We start from the raw sequence: 18,564 nt of genomic DNA, 5'->3' as shown, positions 1-18,564 counted from the left end.
AAAAGTTTGCTCTTGTTTCACAATCATTTAAGGGGTGCGATTAATGAATAACTTAAACATACTATTTCGTAATAGAATTGGGATCCCACATCATGAAGTCATTACATTTGAAAATTTAGATAAGGTGCTTGAAAAGACAGCGAAGGTAATTCCGTTTGAGAATTTGTGTATTATAGAAGATCGAACAACTGAAATTACGAAAGAAAATTTAATGAGGAAAATACTCGAAAAAAACGAAGGCGGACTTTGTTATGAACTAAACTCAATCCTCCATCTATTTTTGATTGAAAATAACTTTAACACAACCTTAGTCCGTGGAGTGGTATATGACCAATTGAAACAACAGTGGAATACGATGGGGAAAACCCATGTGGCTAATCTTATTAATCATAATGGGCAGCTTTATCTGGTTGACACTGGTTTTGGAGGGAATTTACCGTTAGTTCCTGTACCGTTAAACGGGCAGACAGTGGTATCTAACAATGGGGAATTTCGAGTTGATCGTGTAGAAAGTGAACATGGTGATTACGTTTTCTATATGAAATTAATGAAAAAAGATGAAGATTGGAGAATAGGCTACGCATTTAATTCTAAGGAAGGAATTCACGATATAAGTAAATTAAATGAAGTACAGAAAGTCATCATTGAGCATCCAGAATCGTCATTTAATAAAAAGCCATTAATCACTAGATTAACAGACAATGGAAACATAACATTAACAGAGACTTCGTTTACCGAAAGTGTGAACGGAAAAGTGAAAAAGGAAGAGATTAATGAAAAACAATTCAAAGAAATAAGGAAAGCATATTTTGGGTTATAATCTTTTGCTATGACAAAGTTTTTGATTTTTAAATAATGCGAGCATGGTCTAATTCCCTCTTCACTTAAATATGTTTTTACTCTAACCTTTGGAGATGATGATTTTTAGATTAGGTGCATCAGTTTATTTAAAAATTTTTCCATTTTAGTTGACTTATTGGAAAAAACTTATTATTATCAAAAGTGATAATAATAAGTTTTTTATTTTTTTGACCGAATATTATCAAAAATGATAATAAAGGATAGAATTCGAAAAACGAACAGTACTATTATCATACCAAAGAAAAAATAATAATTTGATAATCTTGGAGGGGGAATCAGATTGGTTAGTCAAATGAGTTTTATCGGAATGGGGATTCAATTATTGTTTGGAATTGTCTTACCGGTTGCCGTTTATCTATATTTGAGAAAAAAACAGTTGGTTTCATGGAAGGCCATTGGCGTGGGGATTTTAACCTTTGTGGTTTTTTCTCAAATTTTAGAAAAAGTCCTTCATTTTGTCATGCTGAATCCTGATGGAATATCATTAAAATGGACCTCCAATCCCTATATCTTTGCCTTATATGGGGGATTGGCAGCAGGTATTTTTGAAGAAGTTGGCCGCTATTTAGCTTTTAAACTATTACTAAGAAAAAGACATAGTTATAAGGATGGTTTGTCATACGGTTTAGGACATGGCGGTATCGAAGTCATTCTGGTCTGTGTGCTTATGGCCCTTAATTCGTTTATCATGGCAACACTTATCAATACCGGAATGTTTGACAGCCAGCTTGGTGCGAAATTACCAGCCGATCAGCTTCATGCGATAAAAGACCAAATCATCAATCATGGAATTGGATTTTACCTTCTATCATCATTCGAAAGAATTCCTGCATTCTGCATTCACCTATTTTTAAGTTTAGTTGTACTGTTAGGTGTTAAAAGAAACAAACTTAAGTATCTCTTTTTGGCCATCGGCATACATGCTCTCATAGATTGTTTCCCTGCTTTATATCAAGTGGGAATCATAAAAAGTATGGTTTTATTAGAACTGATTGTCTTTGCCTCGGGTTTGATTTGTTTCTTATTTATTAAGCGGATCAAAATAGAATTTGAAAAAGAAGAAGCTTATGATTGAGCTTCTTCTTTTAATGAAATCGTTCCTCTCTTCTATCTCTATAATAAAGAAATCCCCCCTTCTGGTTGAGTTTCAAATTTATAATGGTTCAAGAGCTCCAAATTTCGTTTAATATTATTTGATTCTCGAAGCCGAATCACCCATAGCCCCGTCCTTAGTATCCAGTCTTCTGGTTGTGCGACCATGTTTCCGATCCCGGCAATCTCATGATTTCGAACCTTGATTAGCTCATCCCACTCCGTTTTAGCGGCTGCCGCAAGTGTCTGCGCAAAATTCCATGCATAATCGCGAGCTTTCTCCATACTAAAGTTAATCATCGCTTTAGATGCCTTCCAATCAATCCGGTCTAAAAAACCAATCCATGGCGAAATCTGATCCAGCTCACTTCTTACCTCATCCACGAGCGATGCCAATATGTCATTTATTTTCATGAAATCATCATGAAGGGATAATATATCGGAGTTTTCGCAGGTCATTGCCGCAGCAACCCCTAAATCGAGATTGATATGGGCATTCATGCCGAGCAGTAAATGCTGGAGAACAATGGGTCTTCGTTTTCTCGTACAGCGAAAGGCGACGTCCCAGCTAAGGCTTGTTGGTTTTTCATTGAAATGGTCGTTTAGCGCATTCAAATAAAAATTGGCAAAACATACATCCAACTGTTCCATTCTGGCGCCGTTTTCAAATTGATTATTTATAATTCCTTCTTTCACTCTTACGGTTACCATCCGATAAAGAGAGGTAAAATATCCTAGTTTGCTTTTCGTTTGGATGCTCATCGCAATAATTTCGTCCAATTGCCAAATGACTTCCTCAATGGTCCTCGCATTCCCTAGCCTGCCAGCCAATCGATTCATTTTTCAATCTCCTAACTTCTAATATTCATAACCTGCAAATATGAAGCAACTCAACTGCGGCTTAACATTATTAAAGAATCCGCAAAGCCTTCATCATATATCTGATTCTCCCAAGATCGGTCGGTTGACCTTTCTTTAATTCTTTCAATAGCACTTGACAGATGAGATCAAGATTATGATGAGGACCTAGTTCCACTTCTAAAAAGCGTCCCAGCTCAGCGGCTTCCGCTTCACGATTAAATGGAGGATAGCTGTTTCCCTCAAAATCCGAGTTGATATTCAGAACCGTCTGTTTTACAAGGTCAGTGACCGCTTCGATTTTCTTTAAATTAAGGTTTTCAAAGGTATCTTTCGGGGTATGCATGCGGGGGTCATGACCACAAGTAATAAATAAGTTCGGGTTTTTGTTGATATCAAAGATGTAATGATCGGATAAATAATAAAATTCTCGGCTTTTTAACCGATAGACTTGGAGATCCTTTATATTGCCTTGAGCCCTTTCCATCGATTTTGAAAGCAGTGGAGATGAATTAGCTCCGACCGCTAACAAAGCATTTTCACGTCCTTTTACAGGAACATTATGACCGCATAAGTCTAAGATCAACGTGCCAAGAAATTGATCGTAGTCCAATTGTCTTAGAGACTGATGATAAAATTGAATACTTCCCATGCTATTGGTCATGAAGTATCGTTGCTCTTCCATATCAAAGAACGCTAATACAATCGTAATATTTAATTTGGCAGATTTCAATGAATCAATGACTGATAATAAAATCCCAATCGCCGCTGCATTATCATTTGCACCTGGGCAGCCCCTTACATGATCATAATGCGCGCCCAAAAGCAGCCATTTATCTTCAATCCCCTTTCTACAGGCTAAGAGGTTTTGGCCAATCTGTCCATTGAAAGCCGTGTAGGATTGTTCCCATTCCGTATCAAATAAAGGGGTTAAGGACAATCTCTTAAACTGTTCTAAAATAAGATTTTTTGCAGTATCATGGCCTTTTGTGCCAGGAACACGCCCTTCCAGGCTTGGGTCGGAAAGCTTTTGAATAAGGCGGATATATTCTGTTTTCACCCCTTCCCCTCCTTCGCCAGGTAATGGTGTTTTTTTCTATAAAAATGAGTAAATAAGGATGTAATTCAAATGATGGCAATGCGCGGGCCCAAGGTACTTAAGAGCAGCTCATATTGCCCGAACAGACACGTTAAAATCCTTCAAGGTAAATAAAAGTGGCTCCTATTGACCGAGCAGGCACGAAAAACCACTTCAAGGTAATTAAGGACCGCTCCTATTGACCGAGCAGGCACGAAAAACCACTTCAAGGTAAAAAAGAGCGGCTCCTATTGACCGAACAGGCACGAAAAACCACTTCTAGGTTAATAAGAGCGGCTCCTATTGACCGAGCAGACACGAAAAACCATTTCAGGGTAAATAAGAGCAGCTCCTATTGCCCTTCCGAACTGGGATGGAATGACAATAACTAGAAAGGGAACAAAATCAATACGATTTTGCTCCCTAAAATAAACAGTCATTCTGTTATTTGCCTGTCAAATCCACAAAGCAGCGACTTTCAACTTAATCTTCGGAATCTAACACATATTTTGCAACAATCGCTGCAACGATACCGCCTACAATTGGGGCAACAAGATATACCCAATATTGAGAAAGAGCATCCCCGCCAGCAAATACAGCTGGTGCCAAGCTGCGTGCAGGGTTAACCCCAGATCCTGTCAATGGAATTCCTAATAAGTGAACTAACAGCAAGGTAAAACCAATGACAAGTCCGGAGAAAGCTGCGTTCCCTCTTTTACCCGTTACCATCATAATCACTAGAATAAAGACGAATGATAAAATAAATTCCACTAATAAAGCACCCGATGTTCCAAGATGGGTAAAGGTATTTTGACCAACATTTGCTGTTGACATCTTTGATAATTTTAAGAAAGCATCTAAAATAGCCGTTCCTAAAAAAGCACCTAAAACTTGTGCGACAACATAACCAACAAGCTCACTGCCAGTTATTCTTTTGTTTACATACATGGCAATCGATACAGCCGGGTTTAAATGGGCCCCTGAAATGGATCCGATACTGTAGGCCATAACGAGCAGCGATAAACCGAAGGCCAGACCAATTCCAAAAGTGCCAATTCCATTGACTCCGCCGCCTAAAACAAGCGTTCCCGTTCCGAATAAGACCAGCACAAAAGTACCAATAAATTCAGCAATCCCCTTTTTCAACATAAAATTCCCTCCTCACAAGTTGTTAAAGCATCAGTTTGCAAAGAATATGGGTCAGTTTGTAGGGTATTTAAACATTGCCTTACCGGATCCGCAAGCAAAATATGAAATTTTAAGGTCACAAAAATTGATTCTTGCCTTAGAGCTCTAAGTTACTATGAATATATGACAATTATGTTACAAATAAAACTTATTTTAACTTCTTTTTTTTCACTAAAAAAAGTACCCCAAAAAAGCTGCTTTTGGGGCACTTTTATTAAATCTTCTTTTATCCTACAAAAACAGGAAGCTCTTTATATCCATACACAAATGTACTAGGTATCAAACGAAGAGGTTTGGTTGAATCCAATTTCATTGCTGGCAGTACCTTCAGCATCTCGCTCATGCATATATTCGCTTCTAATTTTGCCAGCTGCGATCCGAGACAAAAGTGTACTCCCGCTCCAAAAGAGAGATAATTGTTTGGTGTCCGATGGAGTTCAAAAACGTCCGGGTTTGCAAAAACGGTTTCGTCTCGATTTGCCGAACCAATCCAGGCCATGACTTCCTGCCCTTTTTTCAAGTTCATCCCTTTAAATTCCATATCTTCCGTAACGAAGCGATTCATGCCGTGAACGGGAGGCTGAAAGCGAAGGGATTCTTCAATGACTGCCGGAATAAGAAAATGGTCTTTATATAATTGGTTTAGGATATCCGGATGCTCAAACAAAGTAAGCATGGTATTCGTTATTAAATTTGTAGTTGTTTCATTCCCTGCGACAAGAAGAAGGAAGCAAAAGTTTAATAATTCTTCCATCGATAATTTCTCTCCATCCACTTCAGCCGCGATTAAAGTCGAGATGATATCGTTGGTAGAGTCAAATCGCCTTTTTTCAACTATATGTTTAAAGTATGTTTTCAGGTCTAAGAGTGCTTTGCCATGTTCGACAATGAGCTGGTTCATCTCCTCAGCAGATTGGGTTTGTGTACCAGTTACGATGATATCAGACCATTCTTTAAACATGTCGCGGTCCTCGCTCGGTACACCTAGCATTTCGGCAATCACGATTACAGGTAGTGGATAAGCGATATCCGTGACAATATCAATCTCGCGTTTTCCTCTTACCGAGGCCAATAATTCATGTGTAATCGCCGTAATTCTCGGTGCAAGCTCTTGTATGGCTTTTGGTGTAAATGCCTTGCTGACAATATTGCGGTATCTGCGATGGGTTGGAGGATCCAAATCCAGTAAGGTTGGAAAAAGCCCATTTCTTTTTGAACTGAATTGCTTGTAATTTTGTAAAACCATTTGGACATCCTCATAACCAAATACATCCCAGCAATTCCGAACAGGATCAAACGATACCGGAGTGTTGTTTCGCATCTTTTTATACCATTCATATGGTGAGTTTGTTTCATCCAAGCCTCTTGGTCGTACTAGCAGTCCATAGCTAATTCTTTGTTCCTCCATCTTGATTCCCCCTAAAATACACTATTAGGTATTTCCTTATTGGATAAGTTATGTAACCATACAATTTATGCGGTTTAATTTGTAACTATGTACTTATTAAACGGTAGAAATAATACCTGCAGATTAATCTTTCTTCAACTAGTCTATTTTTATAAGAAGGAAACGCTGAAAGGATTAAAATTCAAATTTCCTGTTTACAAATTTCTTATTTCAAACCCGTTCACCTCCCTCAACAATCCATGCCTCAGCCAATATGGCATAATGATTTCTCATAAATCCGTTTTATAAAAATTCTCATAACCATAAAAATAAAGAAGCATTTGCAATCAGCAAATGCCTTAAGAGGAAAAAAGTTTTGGTTGTACAAATAAGGTATGTCCAAAAACTGAAAGTGACTGGACATGTACCAAATAATTATTTAACTTTTCATTTTGATCATTCTTCTAAAGAAGCAAAGTGGTCTTACATGCATGATACCTTCTTCTTTTTTCCTTAAACCAAAATGGAGTGAAGATTTAACTCAAAAAATCATCATTGTAATAAATCACGTGGGAAAGAATCTTACAGCCTTGCATTCTTTCAAAAGTTAGCTTTGCTCCTTTTTCAGTTTCAAATTCAAACATTTTGATGTTGTCCTCGGAATGGACAGTGATGATCCACATGAAAATTTCCTCCACATTTAAAAGATTTTTTTAGACTTATGAAATAGATTGCGATATTTCCTTTCCAAACCCTACATTTCTTTATAATTGCTCCATCCTTCACTTGGAAAAGAGTCCTCTAAGAGCAAATGCTACATTTTGAGGTCTTTCTGCCAACCGGCGCATAAAATATCCGAACCAATCATTACCGAAAGGCACGTAAACGCGCATTTTGTACCCTTCCTTAACCAAGCTCTGTTGCATGTCTGTTCTAAAACCATATAACATCTGAAATTCAAATTGGTCACGGGGAATATCATGTTTTTGGACGAACTCTTTTACGCTCGCAATGATACGATGATCATGGGAAGCAATCGCGGTATAGCTTCCGCTCAGCAAATGCTCTTCGATAATTCGTAGATAATTTTTATCCACTTCCTCTTTCTCCTGAAAAGCAACTTCAGGAGATTCCTTGTAAGCACCTTTCACTAACCGAAGGGATATCCCTTTTAAATCCTTTATGTCTTGTTCAGCGCGGAATAAGTAGGCTTGAATCACCGTTCCTACATTATCATAAGTTTGCCGCAGTTCTCTTAGGATATCTAACGTCATTTGACAATGTTCGTGATCTTCCATATCGATGCGGACGAAATTATTGTGTTTCTTGGCAGTCTCAAGAATTCGGCGCATATTCCTCACACAAAAATCCCGGTCAATATCGAGCCCCAGCTGGGTCATTTTAACGGATAAACTACTGTTTACTCCGGCTTTGGCAATCGCTTCTAATGTTCTGACATTATAATCGACCGCCTCTGCCGCTTCTTCTTTGCTAAAGACGAATTCCCCTAAATGGTCCAGCGTACAAACCAAGCCTTTATTATTTAATTCTTGTACCTTTTTAATCGCGCTATCAATGGAATCTCCCGCCACTACCTGTGAAGCCCCAAATCGAAGTCCCCACTTTTTAGCTGCCTTATTTAACCCTTTATTTTGGGAAGCGTATAGAAATATATTTTTTGAAACCTCTGCTAACATAAATTCTCCCCCTAGATGATAGGCTCTGTTTGAGTTTTCCTAATTTATCAAGGGCAACGTAAAAACGTTGCCACACCGCTTCTTATAGTACTTCGCTCGTTGTTTTTGCTTGCATGTGCAGAATCAGATAATCTGGTCCCCCTGCTTTCGAATCAGTACCAGACATGTTAAAGCCGCCAAACGGCTGGTATCCCACGATCGCTCCTGTACAACCCCGGTTGAAATAAAGATTCCCCACATGGAATTCTTTCTTTGCCCGCTCGATATGGTCATCATTGTTCGAAATTAACGCACCAGTTAAGCCATAATCTGTGTTATTTGCGATTTCCATCATATGGTTAAAATCTCGTGCTTTACAGAAGGCTAAAACAGGTCCAAAGATTTCTTCTTGCATGAGGCGTGCTTTTTCGTCTACATCTGCAAAGATGGTGGGTTGTATAAAGTACCCTATGGAGTCATCTCCTTCTCCACCCGTTACTAACCGTCCTTCTTCTTTTCCAATTTCGATATATTTTCTAATTTTGTTATAAGAAGCTTGATCAATAACCGGTCCCATGTATGTTTGGATATCCTCTGGATTCCCTATTTTTAACGTCTTCGTTAATTCTACAGCTTTTTCAAGTACTTCCTCATATACATCCTGGTGTACGACTGCACGGGAACCGGCTGAACATTTTTGCCCTGAAAAGCCGAATGCTGAATAAACAATCGAAGATGCAGCTAAATCTAAATCTGCATCCTTATCTACTACGACGGTGTCCTTTCCGCCCATTTCAGCAATGACTCGCTTTAACCAAATTTGGCCAGGCTGTACCTTAGCAGCACGCTCATATATACGGCAGCCAACCTCGCGGGAACCAGTAAATGAGACAAAACGTGTTTTAGGATGATCCACTAGATAATCGCCGACTTCTGCGCCACTTCCCGGAATAAAGTTAAGCACACCTTGAGGTAGACCTGCTTCTTTCATTACTTCCACAAATTTCGCTGCCACTATTGGGGTATTATTTGCTGGCTTTAGAAGAACGGTGTTTCCTGCAACAATCGCTGCCGCAGCTGTACCAGCCATAATAGCTAATGGAAAGTTAAATGGTGAAATAATGATTCCAACACCAAGTGGGATATAATGAAAGCTGTTAACTTCTCCTTTACGGCTTTGTACTGGCACTCCGGCTTTTAACTTCAGCATTTGCCGTGCGTAGAACTCAAGAAAATCTATAGCCTCTGCTGTATCGGCATCCGCTTCTTTCCACGGCTTTCCAGCTTCTTTAACTAGATACCCTGAAAACTCATGTTTACGGCGGCGGATGATATCTGCTGCATGGAATAAGATGTTGGCGCGCACATCGGGATCTTCTTCTTTCCATGAGTTAAAGGCAGATCGTGCAGCCTGCATCGCTTTTTCAGCTAATTCTTTATTTGCTTTTGAAACTCGCCCAATAATTTCTTCCTTATTCGCTGGATTAATGGAGACAATTTGTTCTTCCGTAGTAATAAATTCTTCACCAATGACAAGCGGGTACTCTTTTCCAAGCTCCGCTTGTACAGTTTCTAACGCTTTTTCAAAATCTCTTTTATTTTCCTCAAGTGTAAAATCGGTAAATGGTTCGTGTTTGTACTCGGATACTTTGACTAATTCTTTTATATTCATATGTTTCTCTCCTTTTGATAACCGTTACCTCTTATATTGCAAGAACTATGCCAATCACAAGAATCAGGTAATTTCTAATTTTCTTGATGTTTCATTTACAAGGAATCTCAAATACTGTATCCTTTAGTAAACAAAACTGTATACCTAGTGTTTAAATGTTAAACACTTACTTTATATATTTTGGAGGAATTCTATGAAACCCGCAGACTCTTTTGCCGTTCATACTCTAAATACCTTGTTATCCAAAATAGATGGGGCCATTTCGATCATTAATACAAAAGGTGATATCATCTATTGGAATGAGGCCGCCGAAAAGACCTATAATATAAAAAAAAGCGAAATTATTGGGAAAAATATCCGCAAATTCTTTCATCAAGATGACATTATCAATCTTCAGGTCCTTTATACCAAGCAGCCAGTCGAAAATATGTATCACATCCCCAGACCTGATATGCATGTATTAATCCAATCTGCTCCTATTTATAATGAAAAAAATGAACTAATTGGCAGCTTTTCAATTGAAAAGGATATTACTACTACAATTAAATTAAACGAAAAACTTTCATCGACAACAAAAGAACTCCAACAACTTAAACAACAAATTAACCACTCCAAACTTGAAAATCCCTTTGACAAAATCAAAGGAAATAATCAGGTCATTCAACAAAATATTTATGATGCAAAAAAAGTCTCTAAAACTGACGCTACTGTTTTGCTTAATGGAGAAAGCGGTGTGGGGAAGGAATTATTTGCACAGGCAATCCATGAAGATAGCTTACGTAAAGATAAACCTTTTATCGCTATAAATTGCGGGGCCATTCCTCATGCTTTATTTGAAAGTGAACTATTCGGTTATGAGGATGGAGCCTATACAGGAGCAGCAAAAGGGGGCAAACCGGGAAAAATGGAGTTAGCCAATGGGGGAACATTATTCTTAGATGAAGTCGGTGAACTTCCTTTGGATATGCAGGTAAAACTCCTAAGAGCATTACAAGAAAAAGAAATTTATCGAATCGGCGGGAGAACCCCGAAAAAGTTGGATGTACGAATAATCGCCGCGACGAATCGTACTCTAAATCAAATGGTTTTAGAGGGAAGATTTCGGTCAGACTTATTTTATCGCTTAAACGTTATCACCATTCAAATTCCTCCACTACGTGAACGATTAGATGATATTCCTTATTTAGTTAATATTTTTTTAAAAGAACTTTCTTATAAATATCGAAAATCGATTCCAAAATTACAAAATGAAACGTATAGACGATTTTCTCAGTACGACTGGCCCGGTAATGTTCGAGAATTGCATAATGTAATAGAAAGATTGGTAGTCTTAAATGACCAAGAAGAAATTGAAGATGGCGAGATTTCTAAACTTTTGCCTCAATTCCAAGAGGGTCATCAAGAAATTATTACCGCACCGTTAACACTTTCACTTGAGAAAGAACGGCTTGAAAAAGAGAGCATTCTTCTGGCTCTCAAACGCACATATGGAAATAAAAGTATTACTGCAAAAGAATTAGGAATGTCTCGTGCCACACTCTATAAAAAAATCAAAAAATATAGGATTGAACTAACATAAAAATAATAGCGGAAAAAACATTTGTTGAAATATGAGACATTTCAAATATTGTAATTACGCTTTCCAAATCAAATGTGTATTAAGCTATCTTTAAAGGAAATACATCGCCTTCAATTGGTCCGTTTTGATACAACCCCCATATACTGTAATAGCCATTTCGAAAGGGAAGAAAAAATGCTTTCGAATCGCTATTCATTGTATCTTGTTATGATAAGAAAGGGTGTACAAAATGACTAATTATGTTGCATTGACCTTTGATGACGGACCATCGCCTTTTACCGTTTATATTTTGGATATTCTAAAACAATACAATGTCCCTGCTACATTCTTTGTCACTGGTTCAGAAGCTAAAAAATTCCCTGATCTAGTACAACGCATACACGCAGAAGGACATGTAATCGGAAATCATACTTGGAATCATCCTAATATTACGACGCTTTCCAAAGGTGAATTGCGGCGTGAAATTAAATCAACCAATTCTCTGATAAAAAAGTTAATAGGAAAAGCTCCATATCTTTTTCGGCCTCCCTATAGTGCAATTAATAATGATAATGAAATTGTTATTAAAAAAATGAGGATGACTTCTGTACTGTGGAATGTAGATAGTCAGGATTGGCGTGAGAAATCAGCTAGTGCCGTAATGCAGCATATCTTTAATGGATTACAAAGTCATAGTCTTATTGTCATGCATGATGGGGATCAACACGGCAGTGGACCTCGAGATCAAACTGTTGGATCTTTGACTCAAATCATTCACTATTTGCAGGAAAAAAATTATCAGTTTGTAACCGTTCCGGAGTTTCATCAATTAGCGTTTAAGATATAAAAAATAGTTTTTTCATTGGATGGCAAAATTAAAGGCATATTGGCGGATGAAAATGCGCAGAAATCATTGAAACGCTATCGAAAAAAACGGCAATTTTTACAGAATATTGATGTTCATACCCCTGTTCCAGTTTAAAACAACTCTAAGTTTCCCGTAGAAAATAGGCATACAGTGGCTTTGAAATAGGCATCTAAATCAGTAACAGTGACCTACTTTGAATCATACTTTGTTGAAGAGAGTACCTGAGGTATTTGATGGTTTATCTAACAGAACTAAAAATTATCTTAATGACACTCTCTGTTCAAATATCTGTTTTAACATATTTTATATATTCTATGGGGGGGATAAATGTGCAAAATTTTCCAAATGGATTACAGATGTTGGGCTTGGATAATTACCAAGTTGGAGAGGTTATTCCAATAGGTCCTCACCAATTTCTAGAAGATTCACGGCGTTGCGGTGGATTTGGTTGTGGAGGATTCCGATGTGGGGGATGCTTCGGCGGATTAGGTGGATTAGGTTTAGGTTTAGGATTAGGTTTACTTGCTGGCGCTTGTGGTGGCTGTGGCGGCTGTGGTGGCTGTGGCGGCTGTGGCGGTTTTGGTTTTGGTGGTGCTTGTTCAGGACTTGGTATCGGTTTTGTATAAAAAGAATGTGCCACTGCTGGTTCTGCCTAGGGGTATTCCTATATTCTTTCCTCTATAGGACGTTTAAAAAGGGAAGCAGCATGCTGCTTCCCTTTTTAAACGTATTTACCACGCATTTTCACCGAGATTATAACATATCTGAAACAACACTCAACCACTCTATTTTAATACATAGCCCCTGTGCCTTTTAATTTCACTTTTGAATTTACATGAAATTCAAGGTTAGGGTATATGACCTTCCATTTATTCACTGCATCCTTTGAATTTCCATTTTTCACCTGGTACTTTAAACCTAAACCAAGTGGATCTACCCCTAATTTTTGAAGATGTTCAAGGAAATTCTTAATTCTTAAATTAATTAATGTCGATGCTTTTTTTTCATACTCTTTTATTTTTTTCATTTGAAACAGGTTCTTATCTGACTCTTCAACAAACCCTTGTATCTTTATATTGACATCCACATAAGGCTTGCCTTTTTTCGGTACAACTATATCCATATCAGTCTTAGTGTGTTCAGCATCGACAAAAAATTGATTTTCTCCTTTCCCAACATCTATTAATGTTGTTTTTTCAGGATTTAAAAGTTCGTTTAAAACACGAGTTTCATCTCGATTTAACTCAGCTTTTACTTCTCTTCCCTTAAACAATACAGAAGTATTAATTCGATAAGAACCTTTTATTGGTTCTATAATCGGTAGGTAAGGATCTATTCCATCCTCTCTTAATCTCATGTAGTAATCATTTAGAATTTCAGACATAACATACGGGGAGTTATTTGTAATTTCATTAAAAGCTAACACAAGAGCATTAGCAGGCAATCTCTCTGATTTCACTTTCCAGGATAATACTTCTTTAGCTGACGGCTTTCCAACTGCGACATACGATATTCCTTGTATATCAGGACGTTTAACAAACCACTTCATTAGTTCTAGTTGATCTTGATGTAGAAGATTCTCGTTTAAAACTAGCACCCTGCAATGACCGAAATCTAATTTTTTATCAACTAATGACTGGATAACTCTAAGGGCTTCAGGGATAGAATTTGCATCTTGAGAAATAATTTGAAAATCCGATTTCCCAGGTTGGACCTGGGCGGAGGGGATTGTTAATTTCACCAAAACACGGTATGGATTTTTTTCATTTTTAGACTTATCGATTCCAATTGCCACTACAAAGAAACGTTTGTCCAAATCATTATACTGGCAGCCAGTTAAGATAAATGCGGATAGGATAAAAATGATGATCAAATAATACTTCATGTTTTTTGCCTCCTAGATAGGAAAAAAACGAAGGCTACTAACATTAATTCAGCAGGAAAGCGAATGTTTAGCCATATTCTTACAACATCAAAAAATTCCCTTTGATTTGTTACAGATTGGAGGATCTCGGTAAGGATTCCCACAAATGTCAAGAATGTAAAGCTAAAAAGCTTGCTTCTTTTCTTTTTGTTCGGTTTCAAGATATTTTTATTAATAAACATTCCTTCTATAAGTTTTAGTCCAATATGCCAAGTTACGATTCCAAACAGGAGAATCAATAAAAGGTACAAGCATAGAATCAAAAAAAGAACCCTTTCAATGAAACCAAATTCCATCCTCAAGGAATCCGATATGAATATCCAAGGAAATACAACTTCACTTACTCCGTTAATCCCTAAAAATGCAATTGGAATAAAAAAGGAAGAACAAAAAACAAAAAATCCAATTAAAGGAAGCGCCCAAAGAAACTTAATAGCCTTTTTAGAATCAATATAACGATTAATGATAGCCAAATTTATATAACCGATAAACACATATGTAGCAGCAGAGATCGAACTATAACTAGGGAATTGCCATACATAATGAAGCATCCTTAAAATGTGGACAGTATAAAAATACTTACTTGTTAACGATTTAAATAAAATGAAGGCGACTAATGGAGCAGTAACTAAAACAATGATTTCGATTAAATAAAGGATGGAATCTGTCTTTTTAGAAGCACCAAAAATAATCACCATGAGAAGAAAACACAAGATGACTTTCAAATTCATATCAGGGCTAAGATAAAGTTTTATCACATAACTATATGCAATTAAGGCAAATGCACCAGATGCCATCCACATGATACCTAAAAAGGCTAGATACGGGATTCGAATAAAAGCTGGAAGCTTGTCATGGAAAATTTCAGGCAGCCCTCTATTAGGGAACCTGCTCATTGCTATTGTAAACAGGTATATAAAAATTCCACCTAGCAAGACGCTTATCAACATGGACATAATTGCACCGTGAAAGCGGTCTTGGATCAAGATAGATGGTACGTTTAGGATGATGTTCAACATCATGGTTAATAGAACAATATAATAGAAATGGCGTACCAACTAATGATGCCCCTCCTTCGAATTCTCGTTTATCGCTTCTATTTTTTTTGAAGTCCCCCATTTGATAGCTAAAAAAGGTGTGCCAAAACTTCGCATATCAACTAAAACACATATTGTTACAATTATTCCTGCTACCAAACCAACTATTCCAAAAAAGGATGCTAATAAAAGTAATGGGTACCTTACACATCGAATAGCAAAACTCATGGCATTAATGGGAATCGTAAAGTTGGCAATCGCTACAAATGCAGTAACAATAATCATAATGGAGCTCACAAGTTCTGCCTGTTGGGCAGCTTGCCCTAGAATAAGACCACCTACTGTTGTGGCTGTCGGCCCTATCGCCTTCGGAAGTCTAATACTTGCTTCAATGAGCATTTCGACCGCTAACATCATAAAGATAACCTCATAAAAAGATGGATATGGTACTCCAGCCCTACTTCCTGCCATCGTTAAGGTAAGTTGTGATCTTAATATTTCAGGATTAAAAGATGTAAGTGCAACATATAAGGCAGGTAAAATCAGCGTGATAAGAAGAGCCACATATCTAACGATTAACATGAGCTTCTTTACCCAGTAGGCATGATATAAATCATCCATGGAAGACATAAAGTCAAAGAAAACAGCTGGAAGACTGAGAGTGAATGGTGTGCCATTGATTAAAATGACAATTTTGCCTTGGGAAAGATTCAGTGCAATCCGATCTGGTCTTTCCGTAATCATCAAAGCTGGGAATAAGCGGAATTTTCCTTTCATAAGTGCATTATCTAATTCCCCCGCCGCTTGTATTACATCCTTATCCACTTTATTCAGAAGACCCTTTAATTGGTCTAAAACTTTCAGGTCGGCATAATCTACGTCATAAATCAAGGCGATTTTCGTCTTGGAGATGCTCCCAACGACTTGATATTCTACCTTTAACTTGTTAGATGGGTATCTATTTCGGACTAGAGAAATATTCGTATCTAAATCCTGAGTAAATGCTTTCTGGGGACCCTGTACAGACATTTCGACGCTTGCTTCTTCAGGTTTGTTATTTACTACCTGGGTCACTTTATAGGAGTAAATAGATTTTGACATAAAAATGAGAACATTTCCTTCGATTAATAACCCTTCAAGGTCTTCATGATGCTGAATTTCTTTACTGGAGGTTAACGATAACAGATGTAATTTAAATTTACTTTCTTTTTCGCACATCATTAATGGCTGGATAATGTCACTTTTTATTTTTTCCGCATCACACAAATTTTGAAGGTATACCAAATAAATTTCCTGATTGTAATATTCAAATGAATGAACAATGAAATCTCTTGTTTCCTGAAATTGTTGCTTTAAATGGTTAATTACTTCACTTTGATATTTCATCCGTACTCACCTTTTATGCATGAAAATAAATGCACTTTCGAGATTTAATAAAATATATCAGGGTCTCCAGAGTTGTCGTATCATATCAATATATAAGTAAAAGCCTAGTATTCCCTACCAGGCTCAAAATTACTTTTTTATAGATTATCCAATATATTTTCATTTAAAGGCTTTTTATGAAAGGTTAATACTTCATGAACGGGCTGATAGGATTCTCCATAGAAGTGTTCATCCTTATAAGTGTGAATCATATCATAGGTTTTTTTCATCGCTTCAAAAATCATTTCTTCAGACTCATTGGACGGTGACCAATAGAGTATTTCTAAATCATTCACCTCATTTGTCGCCAGCGAACGTCTTCGATAACCAATGGAGTGGGCGTGCTCGAACCCTTCCCGTTTATAATAATGCAGCCTTTTCTCGGTATCACTGTCTTGATAGTTAACTGGTTCTACTTCCAGGAGGATTGGTTTTCCTTTGCGTTTCATTTTTTCCATCAGTTTATGACCAAGCCCCTGACCTCGGGCATTTTTCGAAACGAACAGGTAATCAATAAAGATAAATGTATCAAATTCCGCATACATAAGGACATGATTGGGCCCCTCATCCTTATGATATATGTTAGAACGCTCTTTTAGGAGTGTTTCCATATGTTCTTTGGATTTCATTTCTTCAACCGGAAAATACTGATTTAATTTTTCATACCAATGCATAGATTTACTCCCTTATATTGTTTCCTAGAAATTGAATATAAGAGAAGTATGTGTTGATTTTTATAATTAATACCAAATTATCTTTTGAATCTCATAAATTGAGTATGATTCCAAAAAAAGGGGACACTAAACAAAAGTGTGAAAGAAGGGAATAACCATGAAAACGATTAAGCCGATTAAATTAAATTCATACAAAGAAGAGACTAGCGAACAATTAACTTCTGCCGAAATGGGTAAACTTTGGGCGACCTATATGGGAAACAGCATGTCAAAATGCATATTAAGTTATTACCTTCATCATGTTGATGATGAGGATATAAGAACTCTATTAGAAAACGCATTAAAATTAAGCCTAGAATTCATGGAAACAACTAAGAGTATTTTCGAAAAGGAGAACTTCCCCATTCCTAAAGGATTTGGAGAAGAAGACGTAAACCTTGGTGCTCCCCGTTTATTTCAAGATGAATACTATGTTCATTATTTGAAATACGTAGCAAAAGCTGGAATGAGTATCTATAGCATTGCTATACCACTTGTTTTTAGAAAGGACGTTAAAGAATTTTTTCGGTATTGCATGGAAGCCACAATGGATTTAATGGAGCAAATCAATGAAATAGAAATGAATAAGGGGCTGAACAATAAACCTCCATTAATTCCAATACCTGAAAAGGTGGAGTTTGTTCATAAGGACTTTTTAAATGGTTTCTTCGGACATGTGCGTTCTTTGCATGCTTTAGAAATTTGTCATCTTTACGATAATATTGAAAATAACGTTACGAGTAAAGCACTCATTATGGCATTTGCACAAGTTGTTAAAGATGAAAAGATTCGGAAGTTGTTTGAGTGGGGCAGGGAAACGACCACCACAAATATTGAAGACTATATGCAAAAGCTGCATGATGAAAATTTGCCTACTCTCTCTTTTTTGGACGATCTTGTGACAACATCTACTTTTTCTCCTTTTTCGGACAAGTTAATGCTATTCCACAAAATGGATATGTTTTCTATGAAGATAAGAGCGTTTGGGAATTCAGCAGCTGTAAACGGGAGGCATGATATTGGGCTAATGTATACGAAATCGTTAATGAAAATCTCCCAATTTGTCGAGAATGCAGCAAAAATTTTCATTGAAAAAGGTTGGATGGAACAACCGCCAAGAGCTGTTGATAGAAAAAATCTAGCAGCTGAATGAGAAAATTGGCGCAACCCTATGTTCACCAAGGCGCCTGAAAGAAATGGGATAAAACAGAAAGAAAAAGCGCCTTG

Annotated in this window: 17 protein-coding genes; 6 read left to right on the top strand and 11 right to left on the bottom strand. The window is 37.2% G+C overall.

Going from position 1 to position 18,564, the window contains the following annotated elements:
* The first annotated feature begins 43 nt into the window (after positions 1–43).
* Together ACZ5XR_RS10700 and ACZ5XR_RS10695 are read left to right on the top strand one after the other, a co-directional pair.
* The gene (locus ACZ5XR_RS10700; protein WP_464501640.1) at positions 44–820 is read left to right on the top strand and encodes an arylamine N-acetyltransferase family protein; all 777 of its coding nucleotides are present in this window, start codon (positions 44–46) and stop codon (positions 818–820) included.
* A 321-nt stretch (positions 821–1,141) separates the two neighbouring features.
* Positions 1,142–1,936 carry a YhfC family intramembrane metalloprotease gene (locus tag ACZ5XR_RS10695; protein WP_464501639.1) on the top strand — a complete coding sequence of 265 codons (795 nt, stop codon included), beginning with the start codon at positions 1,142–1,144 and terminating at the stop codon, positions 1,934–1,936.
* A gap of 38 nt (positions 1,937–1,974) precedes the next feature.
* Here ACZ5XR_RS10695 and ACZ5XR_RS10690 read toward each other — a convergent pair whose 3' ends face one another.
* The 7 genes from ACZ5XR_RS10690 to pruA form a co-directional block, all read right to left on the bottom strand.
* A complete protein-coding gene (locus ACZ5XR_RS10690) occupies positions 1,975–2,793 on the bottom strand; it encodes a DUF5995 family protein (RefSeq protein ID WP_464501638.1) in 819 nt (272 codons plus the stop codon).
* A 70-nt stretch (positions 2,794–2,863) separates the two neighbouring features.
* The gene (locus ACZ5XR_RS10685) at positions 2,864–3,871 is read right to left on the bottom strand and encodes a M28 family peptidase (protein ID WP_464501637.1); all 1,008 of its coding nucleotides are present in this window, start codon (positions 3,869–3,871) and stop codon (positions 2,864–2,866) included.
* Positions 3,872–4,372: 501 nt separating this feature from the next.
* Positions 4,373–5,038 carry an MIP/aquaporin family protein gene (locus ACZ5XR_RS10680; protein WP_464501636.1) on the bottom strand — a complete coding sequence of 222 codons (666 nt, stop codon included), beginning with the start codon at positions 5,036–5,038 and terminating at the stop codon, positions 4,373–4,375.
* A 265-nt stretch (positions 5,039–5,303) separates the two neighbouring features.
* On the bottom strand, positions 5,304–6,485 hold the full coding sequence (locus ACZ5XR_RS10675) for a cytochrome P450 (RefSeq protein ID WP_464501635.1): 1,182 nt from the start codon (positions 6,483–6,485) through the stop codon (positions 5,304–5,306).
* A 515-nt stretch (positions 6,486–7,000) separates the two neighbouring features.
* Complete coding sequence (locus tag ACZ5XR_RS10670; RefSeq protein WP_464501634.1) at positions 7,001–7,147, bottom strand: hypothetical protein; 147 nt, start codon at positions 7,145–7,147, stop codon at positions 7,001–7,003.
* 99 nt (positions 7,148–7,246) lie between these two features.
* The gene (locus ACZ5XR_RS10665) at positions 7,247–8,161 is read right to left on the bottom strand and encodes a proline dehydrogenase family protein (protein WP_464501633.1); all 915 of its coding nucleotides are present in this window, start codon (positions 8,159–8,161) and stop codon (positions 7,247–7,249) included.
* 82 nt (positions 8,162–8,243) lie between these two features.
* The gene (gene pruA, locus ACZ5XR_RS10660; protein WP_464501632.1) at positions 8,244–9,812 is read right to left on the bottom strand and encodes an L-glutamate gamma-semialdehyde dehydrogenase; all 1,569 of its coding nucleotides are present in this window, start codon (positions 9,810–9,812) and stop codon (positions 8,244–8,246) included.
* A 193-nt stretch (positions 9,813–10,005) separates the two neighbouring features.
* On the opposite strand from pruA, the gene ACZ5XR_RS10655 reads away from it, so the two are divergent.
* The 3 genes from ACZ5XR_RS10655 (at position 10,006) to ACZ5XR_RS10645 (ending at position 12,864) form a co-directional block, all read left to right on the top strand.
* Complete coding sequence (locus ACZ5XR_RS10655; RefSeq protein WP_464501631.1) at positions 10,006–11,391, top strand: sigma-54 interaction domain-containing protein; 1,386 nt, start codon at positions 10,006–10,008, stop codon at positions 11,389–11,391.
* A gap of 229 nt (positions 11,392–11,620) precedes the next feature.
* On the top strand, positions 11,621–12,217 hold the full coding sequence (locus tag ACZ5XR_RS10650; RefSeq protein ID WP_464501630.1) for a polysaccharide deacetylase family protein: 597 nt from the start codon (positions 11,621–11,623) through the stop codon (positions 12,215–12,217).
* Between the two features lie 350 nt (positions 12,218–12,567).
* Positions 12,568–12,864, top strand: a complete 297-nt coding sequence (locus ACZ5XR_RS10645; RefSeq protein WP_464501629.1) for a heterocycloanthracin/sonorensin family bacteriocin — start codon at positions 12,568–12,570, stop codon at positions 12,862–12,864.
* Positions 12,865–13,028: 164 nt separating this feature from the next.
* Here the strand turns inward: ACZ5XR_RS10645 and ACZ5XR_RS10640 are convergent, their stop codons facing one another.
* The 4 genes from ACZ5XR_RS10640 to ACZ5XR_RS10625 all read right to left on the bottom strand — a co-directional run bounded on the left by ACZ5XR_RS10640 (position 13,029) and on the right by ACZ5XR_RS10625 (position 17,298).
* Positions 13,029–14,123, bottom strand: a complete 1,095-nt coding sequence (locus tag ACZ5XR_RS10640; RefSeq protein WP_464501628.1) for a Ger(x)C family spore germination protein — start codon at positions 14,121–14,123, stop codon at positions 13,029–13,031.
* Positions 14,120–15,220, bottom strand: a complete 1,101-nt coding sequence (locus tag ACZ5XR_RS10635; RefSeq protein ID WP_464501627.1) for a GerAB/ArcD/ProY family transporter — start codon at positions 15,218–15,220, stop codon at positions 14,120–14,122. Before ACZ5XR_RS10635 ends, ACZ5XR_RS10640 begins: the two co-directional genes overlap by 4 nt.
* Complete coding sequence (locus tag ACZ5XR_RS10630) at positions 15,221–16,585, bottom strand: spore germination protein (protein WP_464501626.1); 1,365 nt, start codon at positions 16,583–16,585, stop codon at positions 15,221–15,223. It abuts the gene before it with no gap.
* 137 nt (positions 16,586–16,722) lie between these two features.
* Positions 16,723–17,298, bottom strand: coding sequence for a GNAT family N-acetyltransferase (locus tag ACZ5XR_RS10625; RefSeq protein ID WP_464501625.1), 576 nt, complete (start codon positions 17,296–17,298; stop codon positions 16,723–16,725).
* 157 nt (positions 17,299–17,455) lie between these two features.
* Between ACZ5XR_RS10625 and ACZ5XR_RS10620 the strand changes: the two genes are divergently transcribed.
* On the top strand, positions 17,456–18,490 hold the full coding sequence (locus ACZ5XR_RS10620; RefSeq protein WP_464501624.1) for a DUF3231 family protein: 1,035 nt from the start codon (positions 17,456–17,458) through the stop codon (positions 18,488–18,490).
* The last annotated feature ends 74 nt before the right edge of the window (positions 18,491–18,564 follow it).

This window comes from Neobacillus sp. Fa239 (assembly GCF_055395235.1).
The sequence above is the reverse complement of the archived record's forward strand: the minus strand, read 5'-3'. Positions and strand labels throughout refer to the sequence as shown.

What these genes read in the sequence shown, in the direction of transcription:
- ACZ5XR_RS10700 (WP_464501640.1), top strand. Translation starts at nt 44, where the DNA reads ATGAATAACTTAAACATACTATTTCGTAATAGAATTGGGATCCCACAT.
- ACZ5XR_RS10690 (WP_464501638.1), bottom strand. Translation starts at nt 2,793, where the DNA reads ATGAATCGATTGGCTGGCAGGCTAGGGAATGCGAGGACCATTGAGGAA.
- ACZ5XR_RS10680 (WP_464501636.1), bottom strand. Translation starts at nt 5,038, where the DNA reads ATGTTGAAAAAGGGGATTGCTGAATTTATTGGTACTTTTGTGCTGGTC.
- ACZ5XR_RS10675 (WP_464501635.1), bottom strand. Translation starts at nt 6,485, where the DNA reads ATGGAGGAACAAAGAATTAGCTATGGACTGCTAGTACGACCAAGAGGC.
- ACZ5XR_RS10670 (WP_464501634.1), bottom strand. Translation starts at nt 7,147, where the DNA reads ATGTGGATCATCACTGTCCATTCCGAGGACAACATCAAAATGTTTGAA.
- ACZ5XR_RS10665 (WP_464501633.1), bottom strand. Translation starts at nt 8,161, where the DNA reads ATGTTAGCAGAGGTTTCAAAAAATATATTTCTATACGCTTCCCAAAAT.
- pruA (WP_464501632.1), bottom strand. Translation starts at nt 9,812, where the DNA reads ATGAATATAAAAGAATTAGTCAAAGTATCCGAGTACAAACACGAACCA.
- ACZ5XR_RS10655 (WP_464501631.1), top strand. Translation starts at nt 10,006, where the DNA reads ATGAAACCCGCAGACTCTTTTGCCGTTCATACTCTAAATACCTTGTTA.
- ACZ5XR_RS10650 (WP_464501630.1), top strand. Translation starts at nt 11,621, where the DNA reads ATGACTAATTATGTTGCATTGACCTTTGATGACGGACCATCGCCTTTT.
- ACZ5XR_RS10640 (WP_464501628.1), bottom strand. Translation starts at nt 14,123, where the DNA reads ATGAAGTATTATTTGATCATCATTTTTATCCTATCCGCATTTATCTTA.
- ACZ5XR_RS10630 (WP_464501626.1), bottom strand. Translation starts at nt 16,585, where the DNA reads ATGAAATATCAAAGTGAAGTAATTAACCATTTAAAGCAACAATTTCAG.
- ACZ5XR_RS10625 (WP_464501625.1), bottom strand. Translation starts at nt 17,298, where the DNA reads ATGCATTGGTATGAAAAATTAAATCAGTATTTTCCGGTTGAAGAAATG.
- ACZ5XR_RS10620 (WP_464501624.1), top strand. Translation starts at nt 17,456, where the DNA reads ATGAAAACGATTAAGCCGATTAAATTAAATTCATACAAAGAAGAGACT.